Annotated in this window: 19 protein-coding genes; 8 read left to right on the top strand and 11 right to left on the bottom strand. The window is 74.0% G+C overall.

All coding sequences use genetic code 11. The features are described 5' to 3' along the window. Positions 1–8 precede the first annotated feature (8 nt). Positions 9–1,604, top strand: a complete 1,596-nt coding sequence (locus ABZ809_RS22995) for an NAD(P)/FAD-dependent oxidoreductase (protein WP_357564633.1) — start codon at positions 9–11, stop codon at positions 1,602–1,604. A 188-nt stretch (positions 1,605–1,792) separates the two neighbouring features. On the opposite strand, the gene ABZ809_RS23000 is transcribed toward ABZ809_RS22995, so the two are convergent. Further along, positions 1,793–3,355 carry a Rieske 2Fe-2S domain-containing protein gene (locus tag ABZ809_RS23000; RefSeq protein ID WP_357564634.1) on the bottom strand — a complete coding sequence of 521 codons (1,563 nt, stop codon included), beginning with the start codon at positions 3,353–3,355 and terminating at the stop codon, positions 1,793–1,795. 282 nt (positions 3,356–3,637) lie between these two features. Between ABZ809_RS23000 and ABZ809_RS23005 the strand changes: the two genes are divergently transcribed. Further along, entirely contained in the window at positions 3,638–3,859 is a 222-nt protein-coding gene (locus ABZ809_RS23005; RefSeq protein ID WP_357564635.1) for a DUF2631 domain-containing protein, read from the top strand. Between the two features lie 100 nt (positions 3,860–3,959). On the opposite strand, the gene ABZ809_RS23010 is transcribed toward ABZ809_RS23005, so the two are convergent. From ABZ809_RS23010 to ABZ809_RS23045, 8 genes are all read right to left on the bottom strand, one after another. Then, positions 3,960–5,327, bottom strand: a complete 1,368-nt coding sequence (locus ABZ809_RS23010) for a DivIVA domain-containing protein (RefSeq protein ID WP_357564636.1) — start codon at positions 5,325–5,327, stop codon at positions 3,960–3,962. Positions 5,328–5,358: 31 nt separating this feature from the next. Then, positions 5,359–6,510, bottom strand: a complete 1,152-nt coding sequence (gene rlmN, locus ABZ809_RS23015) for a 23S rRNA (adenine(2503)-C(2))-methyltransferase RlmN (protein ID WP_357564637.1) — start codon at positions 6,508–6,510, stop codon at positions 5,359–5,361. A 104-nt stretch (positions 6,511–6,614) separates the two neighbouring features. Then, positions 6,615–7,829, bottom strand: a complete 1,215-nt coding sequence (locus tag ABZ809_RS23020) for a phosphatidate cytidylyltransferase (protein WP_357564638.1) — start codon at positions 7,827–7,829, stop codon at positions 6,615–6,617. A gap of 295 nt (positions 7,830–8,124) precedes the next feature. Continuing rightward, complete coding sequence (frr, locus tag ABZ809_RS23025; RefSeq protein WP_357564639.1) at positions 8,125–8,682, bottom strand: ribosome recycling factor; 558 nt, start codon at positions 8,680–8,682, stop codon at positions 8,125–8,127. 78 nt (positions 8,683–8,760) lie between these two features. Further along, positions 8,761–9,528: a UMP kinase gene (pyrH, locus tag ABZ809_RS23030; RefSeq protein ID WP_357564640.1), complete on the bottom strand. Its 768-nt coding sequence runs from the start codon at positions 9,526–9,528 to the stop codon at positions 8,761–8,763. A gap of 161 nt (positions 9,529–9,689) precedes the next feature. After that, positions 9,690–10,517, bottom strand: coding sequence for a translation elongation factor Ts (tsf, locus tag ABZ809_RS23035; protein WP_357564641.1), 828 nt, complete (start codon positions 10,515–10,517; stop codon positions 9,690–9,692). A 136-nt stretch (positions 10,518–10,653) separates the two neighbouring features. Continuing rightward, on the bottom strand, positions 10,654–11,511 hold the full coding sequence (gene rpsB, locus ABZ809_RS23040) for a 30S ribosomal protein S2 (RefSeq protein WP_357564642.1): 858 nt from the start codon (positions 11,509–11,511) through the stop codon (positions 10,654–10,656). 296 nt (positions 11,512–11,807) lie between these two features. Further along, positions 11,808–13,010: a hypothetical protein gene (locus ABZ809_RS23045; RefSeq protein WP_357564643.1), complete on the bottom strand. Its 1,203-nt coding sequence runs from the start codon at positions 13,008–13,010 to the stop codon at positions 11,808–11,810. A gap of 233 nt (positions 13,011–13,243) precedes the next feature. On the opposite strand from ABZ809_RS23045, the gene ABZ809_RS23050 reads away from it, so the two are divergent. The 3 genes from ABZ809_RS23050 (at position 13,244) to ABZ809_RS23060 (ending at position 16,422) form a co-directional block, all read left to right on the top strand. Further along, positions 13,244–13,603 (top strand): YraN family protein, encoded by a 360-nt coding sequence (locus tag ABZ809_RS23050; protein ID WP_357564644.1) that lies wholly within the window; start codon positions 13,244–13,246, stop codon positions 13,601–13,603. 93 nt (positions 13,604–13,696) lie between these two features. After that, on the top strand, positions 13,697–15,217 hold the full coding sequence (locus ABZ809_RS23055) for a YifB family Mg chelatase-like AAA ATPase (RefSeq protein ID WP_357564645.1): 1,521 nt from the start codon (positions 13,697–13,699) through the stop codon (positions 15,215–15,217). Continuing rightward, positions 15,214–16,422, top strand: coding sequence for a DNA-processing protein DprA (locus ABZ809_RS23060; protein ID WP_357564646.1), 1,209 nt, complete (start codon positions 15,214–15,216; stop codon positions 16,420–16,422). The genes ABZ809_RS23055 and ABZ809_RS23060 overlap by 4 nt, the downstream gene beginning before the upstream one ends. 7 nt (positions 16,423–16,429) lie before the next feature. Here the strand turns inward: ABZ809_RS23060 and ABZ809_RS23065 are convergent, their stop codons facing one another. Then, a complete protein-coding gene (locus ABZ809_RS23065) occupies positions 16,430–16,765 on the bottom strand; it encodes a hypothetical protein (RefSeq protein WP_357564647.1) in 336 nt (111 codons plus the stop codon). 318 nt (positions 16,766–17,083) lie between these two features. Here ABZ809_RS23065 and ABZ809_RS23070 point away from each other — a divergent pair, with 318 nt between their 5' ends. Both ABZ809_RS23070 and ABZ809_RS23075 read left to right on the top strand, forming a co-directional pair. Further along, positions 17,084–18,070, top strand: coding sequence for a tyrosine recombinase XerC (locus ABZ809_RS23070; RefSeq protein WP_357564688.1), 987 nt, complete (start codon positions 17,084–17,086; stop codon positions 18,068–18,070). Between the two features lie 209 nt (positions 18,071–18,279). After that, on the top strand, positions 18,280–19,461 hold the full coding sequence (locus tag ABZ809_RS23075) for an aminotransferase class V-fold PLP-dependent enzyme (protein WP_357564648.1): 1,182 nt from the start codon (positions 18,280–18,282) through the stop codon (positions 19,459–19,461). A 21-nt stretch (positions 19,462–19,482) separates the two neighbouring features. Here the strand turns inward: ABZ809_RS23075 and ABZ809_RS23080 are convergent, their stop codons facing one another. Next, positions 19,483–20,124, bottom strand: coding sequence for a M23 family metallopeptidase (locus ABZ809_RS23080; RefSeq protein WP_357564649.1), 642 nt, complete (start codon positions 20,122–20,124; stop codon positions 19,483–19,485). A 182-nt stretch (positions 20,125–20,306) separates the two neighbouring features. Between ABZ809_RS23080 and ABZ809_RS23085 the strand changes: the two genes are divergently transcribed. Then, complete coding sequence (locus ABZ809_RS23085) at positions 20,307–21,413, top strand: sulfite oxidase (RefSeq protein ID WP_357564650.1); 1,107 nt, start codon at positions 20,307–20,309, stop codon at positions 21,411–21,413. Positions 21,414–21,451: the final 38 nt, after the last annotated feature.

Below are 21,451 nucleotides of genomic sequence, written 5' to 3' on the forward strand. Positions count from 1 at the left end.
CCCCCGGCATGGGTGACGAGCTGCCGACCCGGGCCGACGTGGTGATCGTCGGGTCCGGGCACAACGGTCTGGTGTCCGCGATCATGCTCGCCCGCGCCGGGCTCGACGTGCTGGTGTTGGAGGCGGCGGACGTCATCGGCGGGGCCACCCGCACCGAGGCCCCGTTCCCCCGGGTGCCCGGGCTGCGCCACTCCACCGGGTCGTACCTGCTCGGCCTGATGCCGCCGGAGCTGCTCGCCACGCTGGACGTACGCATCCCCGTGCTGCGCCGCGACCCGCACTACTTCCTGCCCACCCCGGGCGGCCCCGGCTCGCCGTACCTGCTCTTCGGCAGCGACACGGCGGCCACCCGGGCGCAGCTCACGGAGTTCTTCTCCCCCGCCGACGTGGCCGCCGACGACGCCCTCCAGGCCGAGCTGGCCGCGCTGCGCGACGACCTCGCCCCGGCCTGGCTGGCCGAGCCGCTGCCCGTCGAGGAGACCGCCGAGCGGCACGTCCGGCCGGCGCTGCGGCAGGTCTTCGTCGACCTGGTCCGCGGCTCGGTCGCCGACCACCTGGCCCGCTTCGACTTCCGCTCCGAGCTCCTGATGAGCATGTACGCGGTGACCGACGGGCTCTCCGGGCTGAACGCCGGCCCGGACGACCCCGGCACCGGGCACAACTTCCTCGTGCACAACATGTGCCGGCTGCCCGGCTCCGACGGCACCTGGATGATCGCCCAGGGCGGGATGGGCACCGTGTCGCGCACCTTCGCCGCCGCCGCCCGGGCCGCCGGCGCGACGATCCGCACCGGTACGCCGGTCAGCGCCGTCACCCTGGCCGGTGGCGCGGCCAGCGGAGTGGTGCTCGCCGACGGGCGGGAGATCGCCGCCGGGGTGGTGCTCGGCGCCTGCGACCCGTACCGGCTGATGGAGCTGCTGCCCGACGGCGCGCTCCCGGCCCCGCTGGCCGACCGGATGGCGGCGGTCCGCCGCCCCGGCACCACCCTCAAGCTCAACCTGGCGCTGACCGGGCTGCCCCGCTTCTCCTGCCTACCCAAGGGCTCGCCGAGCCCGTTCGGCTCGACGATCCACCTGCTGCCCGGCTCGGAGTCGCTCATCGGCGGGGGCGGCGAGTCGCCGATGGCGGCGCTGCGCGCCATGTGGGCGGACGTCCAGGCGGGGCGGCTGCCCGCGGAGCCGACCATCGAGTGGTACCTGCACACGACCGTCGACCCCTCGCTGTCGGACGGCCAGGGGCACCACTCGTCCGCGCTGTTCGTCCAGTCGGTGCCGTACGAGCTGGCCGGCACCACCTGGGACGAGGCGCTGCCCGGCTACGTCGACCGGCTGATCGGCATCTGCGAGCGGTACGCCCCCGGCACGGGTGACCTGATCGCCGACGCGGTGCCGCTGCCGCCGCCCGGCATCGAGGCGCACTTCGGCATCACCGGCGGGCACATCCACCACGTCGACAACACCGTCTCGTTCACCGACCGGATGCCGTACGCCACCGGCATCGACGGCGTCTACGCCGGCAGCGCCGGCTGCCACCCGGCCGGCAGCGTCATCGGCGCCGCCGGCCACAACGCCGCCCGCCGAATCCTCACCGACCTAACCCGCTAACCCACCCCGGCTCCGGGCTCCGGGCTCCGGGCTCCGGGCTCCGGGCTCCGGGCTCCGGGCTCCGGCGATCTTGCACTTTCAGCCCCCAGTTCGCGCCTTCTGTCGCCTTTGCCGGGGCACTTTGTGCAAGATCGGCGAGGAGAGCGCGGGGCGGAGAGCGCGGGGTGGGTGGGGTGGGGTGGGGTGGGTCAGGGGGTGGGGGTCTGGGCCTCGGCGGGGTGGGCGCGGATCTTGTGGCCGACGCTGGTGAGGCAGCGGCCGCTGGCCAGGTCGAACTTCCAGCCGTGCAGTTGGCAGGTGAGCTGGTCGCCGTCGACGATGCCGAACCGGGTCAGGTCCGCCTTCAGGTGCGGGCAGCGCCGCTGCACCACCCAGTCGCCGAGGGTGATGTCCTCGGCGTCACTCGACCGCTCGTGCTCGTCGTACCAGCCCTCGGCGTACTGGAGGCGTTCGGTCGACAGGCACTTGAAGAACGCGTAGACGAACTCGTTGTACTGGCCGATCCGGGCCGCCGAGAAGCGGCAGGAGAGGAAGAGGGAGTTGACCCAGTCCACCTCGCCGATGTGCAGCAGGTGCTCGATCAGCGCCCGGTCGGTGCGGAACCGGTAGCGGACCTTCTCGTCGGCGTACGGCCGGACCTGCTTGCCCGGGAAGTCCACGACGATGGATTCGACGCTGTCTCCGTCGTAGCCCACCAGGTCGAAGCGGACCGGTCCGCCGACCCCCTTGGCCAGGTAGATCGACTCCTCCAGCAGCGGCTCAATCCGGCGCTGCATCTCCTTGAGCACGTCCACCTCGGGGTGCCGCCAGGACGCCTTCTCCGCCTCGATGACCGGCCGCTTGCGCTCCCGCATCTCCGCCAGGTGCGCGGCCTTGTTCGCAAAGAACTCCTCGACCGGAATCGGGTGGCTGGTCTCGGCCCCGGAGGCGGTGACCTCGGTGACGCTGCCGGGCAGCAGCACGATGCCGTTGGTGCCGCCGACCTTCGCGTACTCGCTCAGGAAGACCGACTGGTCGGGAAAGATGTTGCCCTCGTCGCCGTGGATGTCGTTGAACTGCCACAGCTCGTCGTCGAGGAAGCAGGGCGGCCCGGCGATCGGGAAGACGTGGTCGGCCTTCAGGTCGTCGATGTAGCGCCACGTGCGGTCGAACTGGCGGTCCCGCTTCTGCTTGCCGAACGCGGTCTTCGCCGCCTGCGGCAGCTCGTAGACCATCGGGTACCAGATCGCGCCGGAGAACTGGAGCATGTGCGCGTGCACGTGGCCCAGCTCGGCGAAGACGCTCAGGTCGGTGGGGCGGGCGTCGTTCTGGTTGAGCAGCCGGACCCCGTCGTACTCCACCCACAGCGACGAGTCACCGATCGGGCCGTCGGTCGGGCTGGTCAACGCCTGGATCATGATCTTCAGGCCGCCGTCCAGCTCCACGACCTGCTCGTTCGGCGCCTTCAGGAACTTGGTGAAGCCCAGCTCCCGCAGCTCGTCCTCCATCTCGGAGGTGGGGAACGCGGGCAGCAGCACCGTGGCGTCCTTCGACACGAAGCGCTTCAGGTGCGCCGCGTCGAAGTGGTCCCGGTGCAGGTGGGACACGTAGAGGTAGTCGACGTTGCCGAGGGCCTCCCAGTCGAGCTGGGAATTGTCCGGAAACGGGAACCACGACGCGAAATAGGCCGGGTTGACCCACGGGTCGCACAGGATGCTGCCCGCGGCTGTGTCGATCCGCATGCTGGCGTGTCCCGTACCGGTCACTCGCACCGCAGTTCCCCCTCAAAACGACAAACAAGGTGTACGCCGGAAACGCTACCGGAGGGAGTCTGTCGCCCGCCCCGCGACGCCGGTAGTGCCGTTGCGCCCGGGCGGAGACGGGACCTTGGTCCCACGTCTGCCGGCTCCCGTCGCGCGCCCGGGTCGCCGGTCCGGCCGTCCGGCCCGCCCGTCGGGCCCGTGCGGTCCGCCCCATCGGTCGGACCCAGCGCCGGGCCCGGCGCGGGGCGTGCCAGACTAACCGGAGATCCGATCGCGAGGGAAGGACCGACAGTGGCAGGAAGCGAGCCGGTAACGTCGCCAGACCAGCACAAGCCCGGGCACCGCAAGTCCGGGCGGATCGGCGCGGTGGTCTCCGCGCTGGCGCTGCTGGCGATGCTCTGCGGCAACCACGAGGGCAGGGTCGAGGACATCTGGCTGATCGGCCTGGCCGTGCTGCTGCTGGTCATCGTCATCGGCGACGTCGTGCTGCGGCGCAACGGCCTGCGGTCCTGACCGCACCCGCGTCATCCGGCGTCGAGCCGGTCCGCGCGCCGGAGGTGACACGCACGAGGGCCCGCCCCCGACCGGGGAGCGGGCCCTCGCCGTACGCGGATCAGCGGCCGAAGAGGATGTCCTGCACGTCCTTGAGCGCGGCGTCGACCTCGGCCTCGAAGTAGCCGCCCTGCACGAGCCCGAAGCGCAGCGTGTCCAGCTCCTTCGGGTTCACCGGCATCGGGTTGCGCCCCTGCATGCCACCCAGCAGCGTGTCGAAGAACCTGTCGACCTGGTCCGGGTCGTACCCGCTGCCGAACCGGCGTACCTGGAACCTGCGCCGGATCTGGTCGACGCGGTAGAGGTCGCTGCCGGGCGGACCGGCCATCGGCGGACCGACCATGGGCGGGCCGGCCATCGGCGGCGGGCCACCGGCGGACGGACCACCGGGCGGCGGGCCACCGGCGGGCGGTCCACCGGGCGGCGGGCCGCCGAAGCCCTGCTGCGGGGGCGGCCCCGCCGGGCCCCGGCCCCGCAGCTCACGCAGGTCGCGCTCGGGCATCCGAATCTCGGCGGTCATGTCGGCGCGAGGCCGCCGGCCGGCCTCGAACCCGTCGAACCGTGGCTCGTCGCCGTAGCCGCCAGGACCGCCGCCCCGTGGTTCGTCGCCGTAGCCGCCCGGGCCGCCGCCGTAGCCACCGGGGCCGCCGGGGCCGCCGCCATAGCCACCAGGGCCGTCACTGTAGTCGCCGTGCCGGCCGGGGCCGTCACCGTAGCCACCGGGGCCATCGCCATAGCCACCAGGGCCGTCGCCGTAGTCGCCGTGCCGGCCGGGGCCGTCACCGTAGCCGCCCGGCCTGTCGCCGTAGTTGCCCGGCCCGTCGTTGTAGCCGCCCGGCCCGTCGTTGTAGCCGCTGGGGCCGGCGGGCAGGCCGCGCGGCGGCGGGGCGCCGTGCCCCATCGGGGCGCCCGGCCCCAGCGGAGGCGGGCCCCCGGGGCCCCTGGGCGGTTCGTAACCGCCCCGGGGGCCGTCGTAGCCACCGGTGAAGGCGCCGGTGGGCTCGTCGTAGCGGCCGTAGCGGTCGGCGGGCGGACCGGCCTGCGCCGGCATCGGCCGGGGCGGCATCGGCGACATGCCACGGTCGTCGCGCATCGGCGGGCCCATCCGGTCGGGCGGACCCAGGCGGTCGGGCGGGCCCAGCCGGTCGGCGTCCCGGGGGTCGGCACCGCGACCACCGACGCCGCCGCGCTCCTCCAGCTCGGCCAACTGCCGCTCGACCCGGTCGAGGTGCAGGTCGACCTGCCACTCGTCGTAGCCGTTGAAGCGGACCCGGAAGACGACGTCGTGGACCTCCTGGGAGGCGACGGGGGCACCGACCGGCTGACCGGCGAGCGTCGCCTCGACCCGGTCCAGGAAGGCGTCGACCTCGTCGACCTTGTATCCCCGGCGGAGCGCCTTACGCCGGAAACGCTGACCCTGACTCGCCACTATGTCTCCTGGTCTCGTTCGCTACGCCCGGTCACGCCTTTTCTCCGGCCCGGTTGGTGTCGATGTCCATGTCCTCGGCGGCGGCGAGCTGCCCACACGCTCCGTCGATCTCGCGGCCCCGGGTGTCCCGCACCGTCGTCGACACCCCGGCCTCGCGCAACCGCCGGACGAACTCCCGCTCCACCGGCTTCGGGCTGGCGTCCCAACGGCTGCCCGGAGTCGGGTTCAGCGGAATGAGATTCACGTGGGTCAACCTCCCGGCCAGCAGTCGCCCGAGCAGGTCGGCTCTCCACGGCTGGTCGTTCACGTCTCTGATCATCGCGTACTCGATCGACACGCGACGGCCTGTGCGGGCCGCGTAGTCCCACGCCGCGTCCAGCACCTCGGAAACCTTCCAGCGCTGGTTGACCGGCACGAGTTCGTCGCGCAGCTCATCATCGGGGGCGTGCAGCGACAACGCAAGGGTCACCGAGAGGTCTTCGCTGGCCAGCTTCCGGATGGCCGGGACCAGACCGACCGTGGAGACCGTGATGTGGCGCTGCGACAACCCGAGCCCTTCGGGCGCCGGGGCGACCAGCCGGCGGATCGCCGCCAGCACCCGGGAGTAGTTGGCCAACGGCTCGCCCATGCCCATGAAGACCACGTGCGACAGTCGCGGCGGCGAACCCGCCACGGCCCCGGAGGCGGCCACCCCGGCCAGGTAGACCGCCTGGTCGACGATCTCGGCGGTGGAGAGGTTGCGGGTCAGCCCGGCCTGGCCGGTGGCGCAGAAGGGGCAGGCCATGCCGCAGCCGGCCTGGCTGGAGATGCAGACGGTGACCCGGTCCGGGTAGCCCATCAGCACGCTCTCCACCAGCGAGCCGTCGTGCAGCCGCCAGAGCGCCTTGCGGGTCGCGCCGTCGTCGCAGGCCAGCTCGCGGACGGGGGTGAGCAGCCGGGGCAGCAGCCGGTCGGCGAGCTTCTCCCGGGTGGCGGCGGGCAGGTCGGTCATCTGCCCCGGATCGCGCACCAGCCGGCCGAAGTAGTGGGTGGAGACCTGCTTGGCACGGAACGCCGGCTCCCCCAGCTCGGTGACCAGCGCCTGGCGCCCGGCGAGGTCGAGGTCGGCGAGGTGGCGGGGAGGCATCGCGGGCCGCCGACCGGGGGCGTCGGGGTCTGCGGGAATCAGGGGCAGGCTCGTCATGGCGCGTCCAGTCTGTCACGCCGGACGGCGGACGCACCCGTCCGCCGGTGCCGATTCGCCCCCCGCCGGCCGGGCAGGACCGCCGGTACCCGGTGATTCATCCCTCACTCCAGCACCGGTACGAAGACCGCCAGGAGCAGGTACGCGGTCGGCAGCGCGAAGAGGATCGAGTCGAGCCGGTCCATCAGGCCGCCGTGCCCCGGGAGCAGGTTGCTCATGTCCTTGACCCCGAGGTCCCGCTTGATCATGGATTCGGCGAGGTCGCCGAGGACGGCGGCGCCGGAGACCGCGATCCCGAAGATCGCGCCCCACCACGGGGCCACGTCCAGCAACAGCCAGAGCAGCAGGGCGCTGCCCAGCGCCGCGGCGCCGACCGAGCCGGCGAAGCCCTCCCAGGACTTCTTCGGGCTGATCGAGGGGGCCATCGGATGCTTGCCGAAGTTGGCGCCGGCCGCGTACCCGCCGGTGTCGGAGAGGACCACCGCGGCCAGCGTCACCAGCACCCGCAGGTCACCGTCCTCCGGCGCCGTCAGCAACGCGGCGAACCCGGCGAGGAACGGCACGTACACAGCGATGAGGGTGGCGGCCGTCAGGTCCCGCTGGAAGCCCCGCGGCCCGTCGCCGAGCCGCCAGACCATCGTGCCCAGGACCGTGACCAGCAGGCCGAGGCTGAGCGCGTCGGGGCCGGCGAACCAGGCCAGCCCGACCGTGAGCACCCCGCCGGCGATCAGCGGCACCAGCGGCGGGTGGGCGCCGCTGCGCCGTACCGCCCGGGCCATCTCCCAGATGCCGACGGCGACCGCACCGGCCACCACGGCCACGAACGCGGGCCGGTAGAAGAACAGCGGCACCACGATCAGGGCGCCGAGGGCGACGCCGACGGCGATGGCCGCCGGCAGGTTGCGCCCGGCCCGGCTCGGGGCGGGCTGCTGGGTCGGGGGCCGGTCGGCGCCGGCCCGCCGCCGACCGCGCTGCCGCCGGCCCGGGGGCCGCGCGGGCTCCGGCTCCGGCTCGACGTCGCGGACGGGTTCGAGCTGCGCGGTCGGGAACTCCGAGTCGTCGGGGCGGTCGCGGTGACCGTTCGGCCCGGCCGGGCCGCCACGGACCACGTCGGCGTACGGGCGGGGGGCGTCCGGCTCCTCGGCGTACGGGTGGAAGCCGTCCTGCCGCTCGGCGTACGTGTCAGGGGGCGCGGCGGAGCGGCGGTGCCAGTGGTCGGGCTCGATATCGGCCTCCGGCCAGGGCAGGGCGGGGGCGGAGACGTCGGGGCGGTCCCAGCCGCGGGGCTCGGTGCTGCCGTGGGGATCGAGGTGGGACATCACGCACCGAGCGGGTCCGGTACGAGATCCACCAGATGACGCACAACCACAGCCATTCCCCTACCCGCGCGACGGTTCCGTCCGGTTGACCTGCCCGACGGCCGGCCGATCCCCACCGTTCACCCCAGGGTGGCCGGGAATCGTGCCGAGCCTACTGCACTCACCGATCCCTCACGTCGGACCGGCCCCGCGACGGCCACCGCACGACAGTGGCACCGGGCCCCACCACCCGGGGCCGGGTGACGGAGTGCCGGTGCCACGATGCCGTCGCCGCCGGTCGATGCCGGCGTACGGCTCACACCTCGAGAAGCTCGTTCTCCTTGTGCTTGACCAGGTCGTCGACGGCGGCGACGAAGCGCTGGGTCAGGTCGTCGAGTTCCTTCTCGGCGCGCCGGCCCTCGTCCTCGCCGACCTCGCCGTCCTTGACGAGCCGGTCCAGCTCCTCCTTGCCCTTGCGGCGGATGTTGCGGATGGCCACCTTGGCCTCCTCACCCTTGTGCCGGGCGACCTTGATCATTTCGCGACGGCGCTCCTCGGTCATCTGCGGGAGCAGGATGCGGAGCTGGTTGCCCTCGTTGTTCGGGTTCACGCCGAGGTCGGAGTCGCGGATCGCCTTCTCCATGGCGTTGATCTGCGAGTTGTCGTACGGCTTGATGATCACCATGCGCGGCTCGGGAACGCCGATGGACGCCATCTGGGGCAGCGGCGTGGGGCTGCCGTAGTAGTCGATGATGACCTTGGAGAACATGGCGGCGTTGGCACGACCGGTGCGGATCGCGCCGAACTCCTCCTTGGCGTGCTCGATGGCACGCTCCATCTTCTCCTCAGCCTCGAGGAGGGTGTCGTCGATCACCGGTCTCCTCGCCTCCTTCTGTGCTCGTCGTGGGCTTGTCGTGTCGGAGGGACCGCTGAGGTCGGGTCGCGCGACCGCTCAGGCGGTGATCAGGGTGCCGATCTTGTCGCCACCCACGGCCCGGATGATCGTGTCGTCGCCCTGCGCACCGAAGACCAGCATCGGCAGGCCGTTCTCCATGCACAGGCTGAACGCGGCGGCGTCGGCGACCCGCAGGTTGCGCCGCAGCACCTCGGAGAAGGTGATCGAGTCGAACTTGCTGGCGGTCGGGTCGACCCGCGGGTCGGCGCTGTAGACGCCGTCGACGCCGTTCTTGCTCATCAGCACCACGTCGGCCCGGATCTCCAGGGCCCGCTGGGCGGCCACGGTGTCGGTGGAGAAGTACGGCATGCCGGCGCCCGCGCCGAAGATCACCACACGGCCCTTCTCCAGGTGCCGGATGGCGCGCAGCGGAATGTACGGCTCGGCGACCTGGGCCATCGTGATCGCGCTCTGCACGCGCGTCTCGATGCCCTCCTTCTCCAGGAAGTCCTGCAGCGCGAGGCAGTTCATCACGGTGCCGAGCATGCCCATGTAGTCCGCCCGGGCCCGGTCCATGCCGCGCTTCTGCAACTCGGCGCCCCGGAAGAAATTGCCGCCGCCGACCACCACCGAGACCTGCACGCCACGGCGGACCACGGTGGCGATCTGCCGGGCGATGGCCTGCACGACGTCCGGGTCCACCCCGATCGCGCCCCCGCCGAACACCTCACCGGAGAGCTTCAGCACCACCCGGCGGGCCCGGCCGGGGGGTGGTGCCGTCGGATCGTCCGCCGCCAGACTCCGGTCACTCACAACCTGCGTCATCCGCCCCGTCCTTCCCCATGCGCACGTCCCGTACGCCCCGTACCGCGAAACTGCCGTAGCCGACCCTATGCGACGAGGAGGCCGCGGTGCCTGTCACGTACACCGGCGGCCTCCTCGTCGACGTTTCCCTTCCCACGGGCGCGCGAGGCGCCCGGGACGGCTCAGGCCTGGCCGACCTCGAACCGGACGAAGCGGGTGACCTCGATGCCGGCCTCGGCCAGCACCTGCTTCACCGTCTTCTTGTTGTCGGCGACCGAGGACTGCTCGATCAGGACGTAGTCCTTGAAGAAGGCGTTCACCCGACCCTCGACGATCTTCGGCAGGGCCGCCTCGGGCTTGTTCTCCTCGCGGGCGGTCTGCTCGGCGATGCGCCGCTCGGAGTCGACGACGTCGGCCGGAACCTCGTCCCGGGTGAGGAACTTCGGCCGCATGGCGGCGATCTGCATCGCGACGGCCCGGGCGTCCGAATCGCCGGCCTCGTCGGCCTTGCCGGTGTACTCCACCAGCACGCCGACCGCCGGGGGCAGGTCCTGGCTCTTGCGGTGCAGGTAGACGGCGGTGGTGCCGTCGACCTTGGCGAACCGGTTGAGGACGAGCTTCTCGCCGATCTTGGCGGACTGCTCCTGCACCAGGTCGGCGACGGTCTTGCCGTCCAGCTCGGTGGCGAGCAGCTCCTCGGCGGTGCTGACGCCGCTGCGCTCGCCGTGCTCGACGAGCCGCTGGGCCAGCTCGATGAAGGCGTCGGTCTTGGCCACGAAGTCGGTCTCGCAGTTGAGCTCGAGCAGCGCCTTGCCGGAGTGGGCGATCAGACCGTTGGCGGCCGTACGGCCGGCCCGCTTGCCGACGTCCTTGGCGCCCTTGACGCGCAGGATCTCGACGGCCTTGTCGAAGTCGCCCTCGGCCTCGGTCAGCGCCTTCTTGCAGTCCATCATGCCGGCGCCGGTGAGGTCGCGGAGCTTCTTGACGTCCGCGGCGGTGAAGTTGGACATGGCTCTCTCTTCGGTGTTGAGACTGCGGGTTGGTTGGTCCTGGTGCCGGTTACCCGGATCCGGGCGGGACGTGCCCGGCGTACCTGCCGCCTCCCCGCCGCCCGCGAGAACGGACGGCGGGGAAGCGGCGGCGCGGTCACTCCGCGGCGGCGGTCGCCGGCTGCTCGGCCGGCTTCTCGGCGGCCGGCTGCTCGGGCTCGTCGGCCTTCTTGGGCTCCTCGAGCAGCTCGCGCTCCCACTCGGCCAGCGGCTCGTCGGAGGCCACACCCGGCTCCGGCTTCTCGTCGGTGCCCCGACGACGGCCCGAACGGGCGATCAGGCCGTCGGCGACGGCGGCGGCCACGACCTTGGTCAGCAGCTCGGCCGAACGGATCGCGTCGTCGTTGCCCGGGATCGGGAAGTCGACCTCGTCCGGGTCGCAGTTGGTGTCGAGTACCGCGATCACCGGGATGCCCAGCTTGCGGGCCTCGTCGACGGCGATGTGCTCCTTCTTGGTGTCGACCACCCAGATCGCGGCCGGGAGCTTCTGCATGTCCCGCAGACCGCCGAGGGTGCGGGTCAGCTTGATCTTCTCGCGGGAGAGCTGCAGGGTCTCCTTCTTGGTGTAGCCGGCGGCGGTGCCGCTCAGGTCACCCAGGGCCTCCAGCTCCTTCATCCGCTGCAGCCGCTTGTAGACCGTCTGGAAGTTGGTCAGCATGCCACCGAGCCAGCGGTGGTTGACGAACGGCTGGCCGACCCGGGTCGCCTGCTCGGCGATGGCCTCCTGGGCCTGCTTCTTGGTGCCGACGAAGAGGATGCTGCCACCCTCGGCGACGGTGCCGCGCACGAAGTCGTAGGCCTTCTCGATGTAGTCGAGGGTCTGGCGCAGGTCGATGATGTAGATACCGTTGCGCTCGGTGAAGATGAAGCGCTTCATCTTCGGGTTCCAGCGCCGGGTCTGGTGCCCGAAGTGGACACCGCTCTCCAGCAGCTGGCGCATGGTCACGACGGCCATGGTGGGGTACTCCTCGTGGTCCCTGGTTGTTCCGCCCGGCCGGCGGCCGGGCGTCCTGGCGCCCGGTTGACGGCCATGCGGGCCCGACCAAGATCGGGACCAGGGAGGCCGTCGCCCCACGACGACTCGTGGAGAGGGCGCGCGAGGTCGACCGCGCAAGGCGGTCGCCAGTCGCCCAGTGTACGCCCCTTCCCCGCCGCCGATGCCTCGGGTGCGGGGAAGGGGTCGGAACGCCCATTTCCGGCATCGGTACGACGCCGGTCCGGGTCACGGGGTCACGGGTTACCGGTGACCGCTCAGCGGACCGCGAGCGCGGCGGCCACGAAGAGCACCAGGCCCACGGTCAGGTAGGCCGTCGGCGGACGCAGCCAGCCCCGGCTCCCCTCGGCCAGCGACAGCCCGCCGGTACGCAGCCCGTACAGGCCGATCGCGAAGATCGGCAGGCCGCACACCAGGAAGGTCCCCACGACGATGTCGGCGGCCGAGACCGGGTCGCCGGTCACACCGCTGAACAGCACCCGGATCGCGGGGACCTCGAACACCAGGACCAGCAGGGTGAAGAGCGCGGCCAGTGCGGGCCGGCGGGTCCGGTAGACCCCGTCGCCCGCCGGCGGGCCGGGGTGCGGGGCGACCACCGGCGGGTAGACCGGCAGTTCCCCGGGCGGGAGGTCGGCACGGGGCGCGATCGGCGGCATCGGCCCGGTCGGCATCTCCAGGGGGTTCGGGGGCTCGGCCGTCCGGGCGGGCTCGCCGACCGGCGCGTCCACCGGGATCGCGGCGTCGGTCGCCCGGCTGGGCGCGACGATCGGATAACCGCCCAACGGGGCCGTCTCCCCCGCCCGCTCGACGGGACCCGCCCCGGCCAGGGCGTCGGCTGCCGACGTCGACACCGCGTCGCGGGCGTCCCGCGATTCCCGGGCCGCCCGCCGGCCCGGGCGGTCGGTGGGCAGTTCCCCGGAGACGTCCGGATCCGCCTCGGCCCGCCGCGAACGGCTCGCCCGGTATCCCTCGTTCTCCGACCGGCCGTCCCCGAGCGGCGCGACCGCGCCGAAGCGTCCCGAATCGCCCTCGCCGTACCTCGCCGGCTCCGCGTCGGTGACGGCGAACCGGCCGGAGTCCTCCGACCCCCCGAAGCGGCCCCGGTCGGCGTCTACCGCGCCGAACCGCCCGGAGTCGGGCTCGACCGCGCGGAAGCGCCCCGAGTCGGGCTCCACGGCGCCGAAGCGGCCGGAGTCGGGTTCCACCGTGCCGAGGCGTCCCGAGTCGGGCTCCGCCGACGTGCCGAAGCGTCCCGGCTCGCCGCGCCGGCCACCCACGGGGTCGCCATAGCGGTCGTCCTCCGCCGCCCGGCGCTGCTCGGGCGCGCCCAGGTCGTCGTCCCGGTACCGGGACTCGGCCGGGCCGCGCCAGTCCGCCTCCCCGTAGCCGCGGTCACGGTCGCGGTCTTCGGGATACCAACGCGAGTCCTGATCTTCGACAAAGTTTCGTCGTCCGTCCACGTCCGGCACGGTATGCGAACGACCTCCCGGACGCCATTCGCCCCTCGGGTGTCCTACCCCCGCCGGCCGGTCGACCCTCCGATGGCTGGTCACCGGGTGTCGGATCGCGTCCCGGTCGTCCCGCGTAGCACACCGAAGGCATGATCGTCCGTTCGTCCACAGCCCGTCCGCCGTCCACAGGCCGGTGTACGTGGGGCGGCGCGTCCCCGCCCGGGCACGGCACCGTGCCGGACATGACGAAGCGGAACCTGGCGATCGGCGCGTACGGCGAGCGGTGCGCCGTCCGACACCTGATCGGGGCGGGGCTGCGCCCCGTGGCCCGGAACTGGCGCTGCCCGACCGGGGAGATCGACATCATCGCCTGGGACGGGCCCGTGCTCGCCTTCTGCGAGGTGAAGACCCGCCGCACGGACGGGTTCGGCACACCGGCCGAGGCGGTCGTACCGGCCAAGGCCCGCCGGCTGCGCGGCCTCGCCGCCCGATGGCTCGCCGCCACCGGCACGACCGCCGACGAGGTGCGCTTCGACGTGATCTCGGTACGCCTCACCGGCACCGGCCCCGCCCGGGTCGAGCACCTCAAGGGCGCGTTCTGAGATGGGCGGGCACGACAGGCCGGGGTCCGGCGTCGGCAGCGGGTGCAGGTCGGAGCTGGGCGGCCCCCTGACCGAGGGCCGACGGGTGGCGGCGTGAGCTACGCCAAGGTGCTCTGCGTGGGCCTGGTCGGCGTCACCGGGCACCTGATCGAGGTCGAGGCCGACCTGGCTGCCGGCCTGCCGGCGGTGGTCATCTCGGGGCTGCCGGACACCGCCCTGCACGAGGCCCGGGACCGCGTCCGGGCGGCGGTGGTCAACTCCGGCCAGCGGTGGCCCAACCGGCGGATCACCCTCAACCTCCTGCCGGCCGACCTGCCCAAGTTCGGTTCGGCGTTCGACCTGGCGATCGCGGCGGCCCTGCTGGGCGGCTCGGGCGAGCTGCCACTGCTGCCGCTGGAACGCGTGGCGGTCCTGGGCGAGCTGGGCCTCGACGGCACGGTCCGGCCGGTACGCGGCGTGCTGCCGATGGTCGCCGCGGCCGCCCGGGCCGGCATCGAGAAGGTGATCGTCCCGGCGGGCAACGCCGCCGAGGCGGCGGTCGTCCCCGGGGTCCGGGTCCGGGCGGTCGACACCCTGCACCGGCTGGTCGCCTTCGTCCGCGACGGCTCGCCCCTGATCGAACCCGAGCCGGGCGAACCGCCACCGGCCGGCGGCGGACCGGACCTCGCCGACGTCTCCGGGCAGGGGCTGGGGCGGCGGGCGCTGGAGGTGGCCGCGGCGGGCGGACACCACCTGGCGCTGGTCGGGCCGCCGGGAGCTGGCAAGACCATGCTCGCCGAACGCCTCCCGTCGATCCTGCCCGCGCTGGACGACGAGGCCGCGTTGGAGGTCACCGCGCTGCACTCGATCGCCGGGCTGCTCCCGCCGGGCGGCCGGTTGCTGCGCCGGCCGCCGTTCCAGGCACCGCACCACACCGCGACGGTGCCGTCGCTTGTCGGCGGCGGTTCCGGGCTGGCCCGGCCCGGCGCGATCTCCCTCGCCCACCGGGGAGTCCTCTTCCTCGACGAGGCACCCGAGTTCAGCCGGGGAGCCCTGGAGGCGCTGCGCCAGCCGCTGGAGAACGGCCGGGTCCGGGTGGCCCGCAGCCGGGGCGGCGCCGAATACCCCGCCCGCACCCAGCTCGTGCTGGCCGCCAACCCGTGCCCGTGCGCCAGGCCGGCCGGGGACGCGTACTGCGAGTGCGCGCCCCAGGCCCGCCGGCGCTACCTCAGCCGGCTCTCCGGTCCGCTGCTGGACCGGATCGACGTGCAGGTGAAGCTGCCACCGCTCCGGGCGGCCGAGCTGATGGAGGCCACCGCCGGCAGCGAGCCGTCGGCCACCGTCGCCGGGCGGGTGTCGGCGGCCCGGCACGCCGCGGCCGCGCGCTGGGCGGCGCTCGGCCGCCGTCTCAACGCCGAGGTACCCGGGCCGCACCTGCGCCGCCCACCCTGGCGGTTGCCGGGGCCCGACACGGCCGAGTTGCGGGCCCGGTTGGACTCGGGGTCGCTGTCGGCCCGGGGCTTCGACCGGATCATCCGTTTGGCCTGGACGATCGCCGACCTGGACGGCCGGGACCGGCCCGACCGGGAGGACGTCCGGGAAGCCATCCAACTGAGAACGGGGGACGCGACGTGAGCACCGACGAGGAGACGCTGGCCCGGGTGGCGCTGACCTGGCTCGCCGAGCCGGGCACCCGGTCGGTGCACCGGCTGGTCGACCGGTTGGGCCCGGTGTCGGCGCTCGACCTGCTGCTCGACGGCGGCGCACCGGAGGAGACGCTACGGGCCGCGGTGGCCGCGCGTACCGCCGCCGGCGACGCCAGGGCCGTCGCGGCCGAGGCGCTGGCCCGCGCGGACCGGCTCGGCGCCCGGATCGTCGTCCCCGGCCACGACGAGTGGCCGGTCCGGGTCGACGACCTGCGTCGGCTCCGGCTGACCGGCGCGTTCCGGCGGGTGGACGTCGAGACCGCTCCCCCGCTCTGCTTCTGGGTGCGCGGGGTGTGGCCGCTCGGCGAGGCGTTCGACCGTTCCGTCGCGGTCGTCGGAGCCCGGGCGGCCACCGGTTACGGCACGCACGTCGCCACGGAACTCGGCTACGGGCTGGCCGACCGCGACTGGACCGTCGTGTCGGGCGGCGCCTTCGGCATCGACGCCGCGGCCCACCGGGGGGCGCTCAACGCCGGCGGCGTCACCGTGGCCGTGCTCGCCTGCGGTGTGGACCGCCCGTACCCGATGGGCAACGCGGCGCTGTTCGACCGGATCGCCGACACCGGGCTGCTGGTCAGCGAGTGGATGCCGGGTGCCGATCCGCTCCGGCCCCGGTTCCTCATCCGCAACCGGGTGATCGCAGCGGGCACCCGCGGCACCGTGCTCGTGGAAGCGGCGGCCCGCAGCGGCGCCACGCAGACCACCCACCGGGCGCTCGCCCTGGATCGGCCCGGCATGGTGGTGCCCGGTCCCGTCACGTCGGCGATGTCCGTCGGCACGCACGAGACGCTGCGGGAGTATCCGAACGCCCGGCTGGTGACCGGCATCGCGCACGTGCTGGAGGAGGTCGGGCGGATCGGCGAGCTGGCGCCCGTGCCGCGCGGCCCGCAACGGCCGGTCGACCTGCTCGACGACGACGCCCGGGCCGTCGTCGAGGCGATGCCCCGCCGTGGTTCGGTGGGCGTGGACGCCCTCGCCGCGCGGGCCGGCGTGCCGGTCCGTACCGCGCTGCGGAAACTGTCGATGCTGGAGGAAATGACCATGGTGCTCCGCCGCGACGACGGGTACGCCCTCGCACCGCCACCGACCAGACGCACGACCGCGCCGCGGCCGACCGCGCCGGGTGGACCGTGATCCCGGGTCAGTCGCCTTCGAAGCGGATTTCCATCTCGCGGTCCTCCCGGCAGCGCCGCACCAACCGGTCGAGTCGGCGTACGTGCGTCATCTCCGGCGTCGACCGGGCCACCTCGGCGAGACGGCACAGCTCAGCGAGGAGCTGCGCCGCCTGCCCGGCGGAAACCACCAGCTCGCCGACCGGGTCCACCCGGTCGAGCAGCGGAGTGCCCCCGGCGCCACGAACCCGACCGACAAGATCCAGCAGCACGTCGTCGGGATCGGGCAGCACCTCGGCCGGCACGACGCGGCGCCGAGCGGAACGCACTCCGACCACCCGGTAGAGGACGACATCCACTCCCATGCCCGGTCCCCCTTCGTCAAGCCCGGTCCGTGGCACCGCGGCCACGACCGAAGCTCACCCGCTGGTACGACAAGTCTGCTCGCAGCGGCCGGCACAATCCACCACCCGGGCCGCACTTCGCCGGTGGATACCGCGACTGCTTCGAGAGTCAACTGGCGGACGGGCAGGCCGCGTCGCCCATCGGGCCCGACCGCCCGGCACCCCGCCGACGCGACCGGTCGACCGTAGGCTGGTCCCGTGCCGCCCGAGGTCCCGCCGCCCACCACCACACCGGCCCCGCCCACCACCCGGTCGACCCACCAAGCCCTCCCACCGGCGATGCGCGAGGCGGTGGACGAGTTCGCCGGCCACCTGGCCGGGGTGCGCAACCGGTCCGCGCACACCGTCCGCGCGTACGTCGGCGACGTGGTGTCGCTGCTGGACCACGCCCACCGGATGGGCTGCTCCGAGCTGGCGGAGCTGGATCTCACCGTGCTGCGCAGCTGGCTGGCGAAGCAGCGGACGACGGGGGCGGCACGGGCGTCGCTCGCCCGCCGGGCCGCCTCGGCGCGGACGTTCAGCGCGTGGGCACACCGGTGCGGGCTGCTTCCCGCGGACGTGGCCGGCGCGCTGTCCAGTCCGCGTGCCCATCGGGGCCTGCCCACTGTGCTCCGCGCCGACCAGGCGGCGGCCCTCGTCGAGGCGCCCGGCCGGCTCGCCCCGCAACCGGTCCCGGAAGGCGGTCAGCCCGGCGGGCCAGCAGCGGCCCCGGCGGGCGTTCCCGAGCAGGCGGAGGCGGCTGCGGCTGACGGCACCGCCGGGGCGGTGCTGCTGCGGGACCGGGCGCTGCTGGAACTTCTCTACGGCACGGGGGTGCGGATCAGCGAGGCGTGCGGCCTCGACATCACAGACGTCGACCACGCTCGGCGGGTCGTGCGTGTGTTCGGCAAGGGTGGCCGCGAACGCGCGGTGCCGTACGGGGTGCCGGCACAGCGGGCGCTCGACGAGTGGCTACGTCGGGGCAGGCCGGCCCTGGCAGGTCCGCACTCCCGCGAGGCGCTGCTGCTCGGCGCCCGCGGCGGACGGCTCAACCCGACGACCGCCAGGCGGATCGTCGGCGGGTACGCACAGGCCGCCGGCCTTCCTCCGGTCAGCCCGCACGGGCTACGGCACTCGGCGGCCACCCACCTGCTGGAGGGTGGCGCGGACCTGCGGGCGGTGCAGGAGTTGCTGGGGCACTCGTCCCTGGCGAGCACCCAGATCTACACGCACGTGTCGGTGGAACGGCTCCGCGCCGCCTACCGCCAGGCCCACCCCCGCGCCTGACTCCCGCCACCGACGCCTGTTGCCCGGTGCAGGGCGAGGGTCGGGGTGGCCGCGCCGAAAAGGGGTCATCCCGGCAACCGCCTCGTCGGGTGCGCGAGATCTTGGTACGAAACGGCCCCTGGAGGGGCGCATTCGTACCAAGATCTCCTGGATGCTGGACGCTGGGCGCGACCGGGCCGGGGAGATCAGCCGGTGGCTACGATCATCGGGTGAGCGTCCCGCAGCCGCCCGAGCCGATCGCGGCAGCCCGCCTGCTCTTCTCCCTGGACCCGGCGGTGAGCCACCTCAACCACGGCTCGTTCGGCGCGGTGCCGATCAGCGTGCAGCGCGCCCAGCAGCGGCTGCGCGACGAGATGGAGGCCAACCCGCTGCGCTTCTTCACGCAGGGCCTGGTCGACCGGATCGCCCACACCCGCCGTCACCTGGCCGGTTTCCTGGGCGCCGACCCGGACGGCACCGCCCTGGTCCCGAACGCCACCACCGGCGTGGCCACGGTGCTCCAGTCGCTCGGGCTGCGTACCGGCGACGAGGTGCTCACCACCGACCACGGCTACGGCGCGGTCGGCCTGTCCATCGCCCGCGAGTGCCGGCGTACGGGGGCCGTCACCCGGGCGCTGCCGGTCCCGTTGGCCGCCACCGACGAGGAGGTCGTCCAGATCGTGCGCGCCGGGCTGCGCCCCGGCCGGACCCGGCTGCTCGTCGTGGACCAGCTCACGTCGGCCACCGCCCGGCTCTTCCCCGTCGCCGCGATCGTCGGGGTGGCCCGGGAGCACGGCGTACCCGTCCTCGTCGACGCCGCGCACGCCCCGGGCATGCTCCCGACGCCGGTGGACTCCGTCGGCGCCGACTTCTGGGTGGGCAACCTGCACAAGTGGGCGTACGCGCCGCGCGGCACCGCCGTGCTGGTGGTCGCCCCACCGTGGCGGGAGCGGATCGAGCCGCTGGTCGTCTCCTGGGAGCAGGAGTCGGGGTTCCCGGGCCGGGTCGAGTGGGCGGCGACGCAGGACTACACCGGCTGGCTGGCCGCTCCCGTGGGCCTGTTCACGTTGCGCGGCCTCGGCGTCGACCGGGTACGCGAACACAACGCCGCGCTGGCGGCGTACGGCCAGCGGGTGCTGGGGGACGCGCTCGGGGTGGCCCCCGCCGACCTGCCCGACCCCGGCGGACCCGGGGTCGCCATGCGGATCGTCCCGCTGCCGCCGGGTGTGGGGGCCAGCTTCGACGCCGCGCGGGCGCTGCGGGAGCGGATCGCCGCGCGGCTCGCCACCGAGGTCGCCGTCATGACGTGGAACGGACGGGGCTGGCTGCGGCTCTGCGGCCAGGTCTACAACACCCCCGACGAGTACGAGCGGCTGTCGGTGCGGCTTCCCCCACTACTCGCCCAACGCTGAGATGTCAGGAAGGGCGCCTTCCTAACCCCCTTCCTGGCCCGGCACGCCGTCGAGGGGCAGCAGCCGGACCGGGCCGAGGCCGAGCAACGCCAACGGGTCCAGGTAGTCGGTGCCGCGGCGCAACCCCCAGTGCAGGCAGGCGGGGGCGGGGCAGCCGGGGTGACCGGCGAGCAGGGTGCCCAGCGGGGTCCCGGCGGCCAGCGGGTCACCGGGGCGGACCACCGGCGACACCGGCTCGTGGGTGGTGCGCAGGCCGTCGTGGTGCCCGACGGTGACGACGGGACGGCCGGCCACCACGCCCGCGAAGAGCACCGTGCCGGCGCCCGCCGCCCGCACGGTCGCGCCCGGCGCGGCGGCCAGGTCGACGCCGCGGTGGCCGGGCAGCCACGGCCGGGGCGGCGGGTCGAACCGGCGCACCGGGCGCGGCACACCGTCGAGCGGCCACCGGAACCGCGCCGCCACGACCGGGGCCCACCCGGACAGCACCGAGGCCCGGTCGGGCGACGCCGGAGCAGATGCGGACTGCGCCGAGGGGCGCGCGGACGGCACCTCGGCGTCGAACGGCCGCGCCGCCGCCGACACCGGTCGGGCGGCGGGGACAGCGGGTGCGAGCAAGAGCAGGGCGGCGCTGAGCGCGGCGGCGATACGGATGGCTGGTCGCATGGGCGCAGCCTGTTCGGCGCCCGTACGCCCGCGCCACCCCCGGCACCCGCCGCTGTGGACGACGGTCGTCCTGTGGACGGGTGCCCGCAGGGCCGACCGATCTGCTATGACCCGGCCCGGGTCGGCGAGGGCCTAGGCTGGACGGGCGTACGGCGGAGCCACCGCCGGCCGGGGAGGCCACGATGACCACTGTGGACGACGTCAGCGGGCCGTCCCGCCTGGCCGCGCCGGACGAGGGGATCAGCGTCGAGGAGCTGCGGCTCGCCGCCCGCAACCACGGGATCCCGCTGGAGGCGCTGCGCTACGACGTGACGCCGGCCGGCCTGCACTACCTGCTCATCCACTACGACATCCCGGATCTCGACCCCGCGACCCACGCGCTGAGGGTGACCGGTGCGGTGGACCGCCCGCTGACCCTCGACCTCGCCGCACTGCGCGAGCGGCCCCGGGTCACCCGACGGGTGACGTTGGAGTGCGCCGGCAACGGGCGGGCCCTGCTCCATCCTCGCCCCGTCAGCCAGCCGTGGCTGGTCGAGGCGGTCGGCAACGCGGAGTGGGCCGGCACCCCGCTGGCGCCGCTGCTGCGCGAGGCGGGAATCGCCGCCGACGCCGTGGACGTCGTGTTCACCGGTGCCGACCACGGCGTGGAACGCGGCGTCGAGCAGGACTACCAGCGGGCGCTGCCGGCCGCCGACGCGCTGCGCGAGGAGGTGCTCCTGGCGTACGAGATGAACGGGGCCCCGCTGCTGCCGCAGCACGGCGCGCCGCTGCGGCTGATCGTGCCGGGCTGGTACGGCATGGCGAGCGTCAAGTGGCTGCGCGAGATCGACGTGCGCACCGAGGCGTTCGACGGCTACCAGAACGCGGTCGCCTACCGGCTGCGGCGGGACGCCGACGATCCCGGCGTGCCGGTGACCCGGATCGAGCCGCGGGCGCTGGTCCGGCCGCCCGGCTTCCCCGACTTCATGTCCCGCACCCGGGTGCTGCGCCCCGGTCCGTGCACGCTGGACGGACGCGCCTGGTCCGGCCACGCCCCGGTGGTCGCGGTGGAGGTGACCACCGACGGCGGGGACACCTGGCGACCGGCCACCCTGGACGAGCCGGTCGGCGGCGAGTTCGCCTGGCGCCGGTGGCACCACGAATGGACGGCACGCCCGGGTCGGCACGTCCTCGGGGCCCGCGCCACCGACGCCTCCGGCCGCACCCAGCCGGTCGAGCAGCCGTGGAACCGGGGTGGCTTCGCCAACAACCTGGTCCAGCGGGTCGAGGTCGTGGTGCTGCCCGGGTGACGCCCCGGGCTGTCGGGGCGGGCGTCGCGGCGGTGGGG

Source organism: Micromonospora sp. NPDC047074 (assembly GCF_040643815.1).
In the GTDB taxonomy this organism is placed as follows: domain Bacteria; phylum Actinomycetota; class Actinomycetes; order Mycobacteriales; family Micromonosporaceae; genus Micromonospora.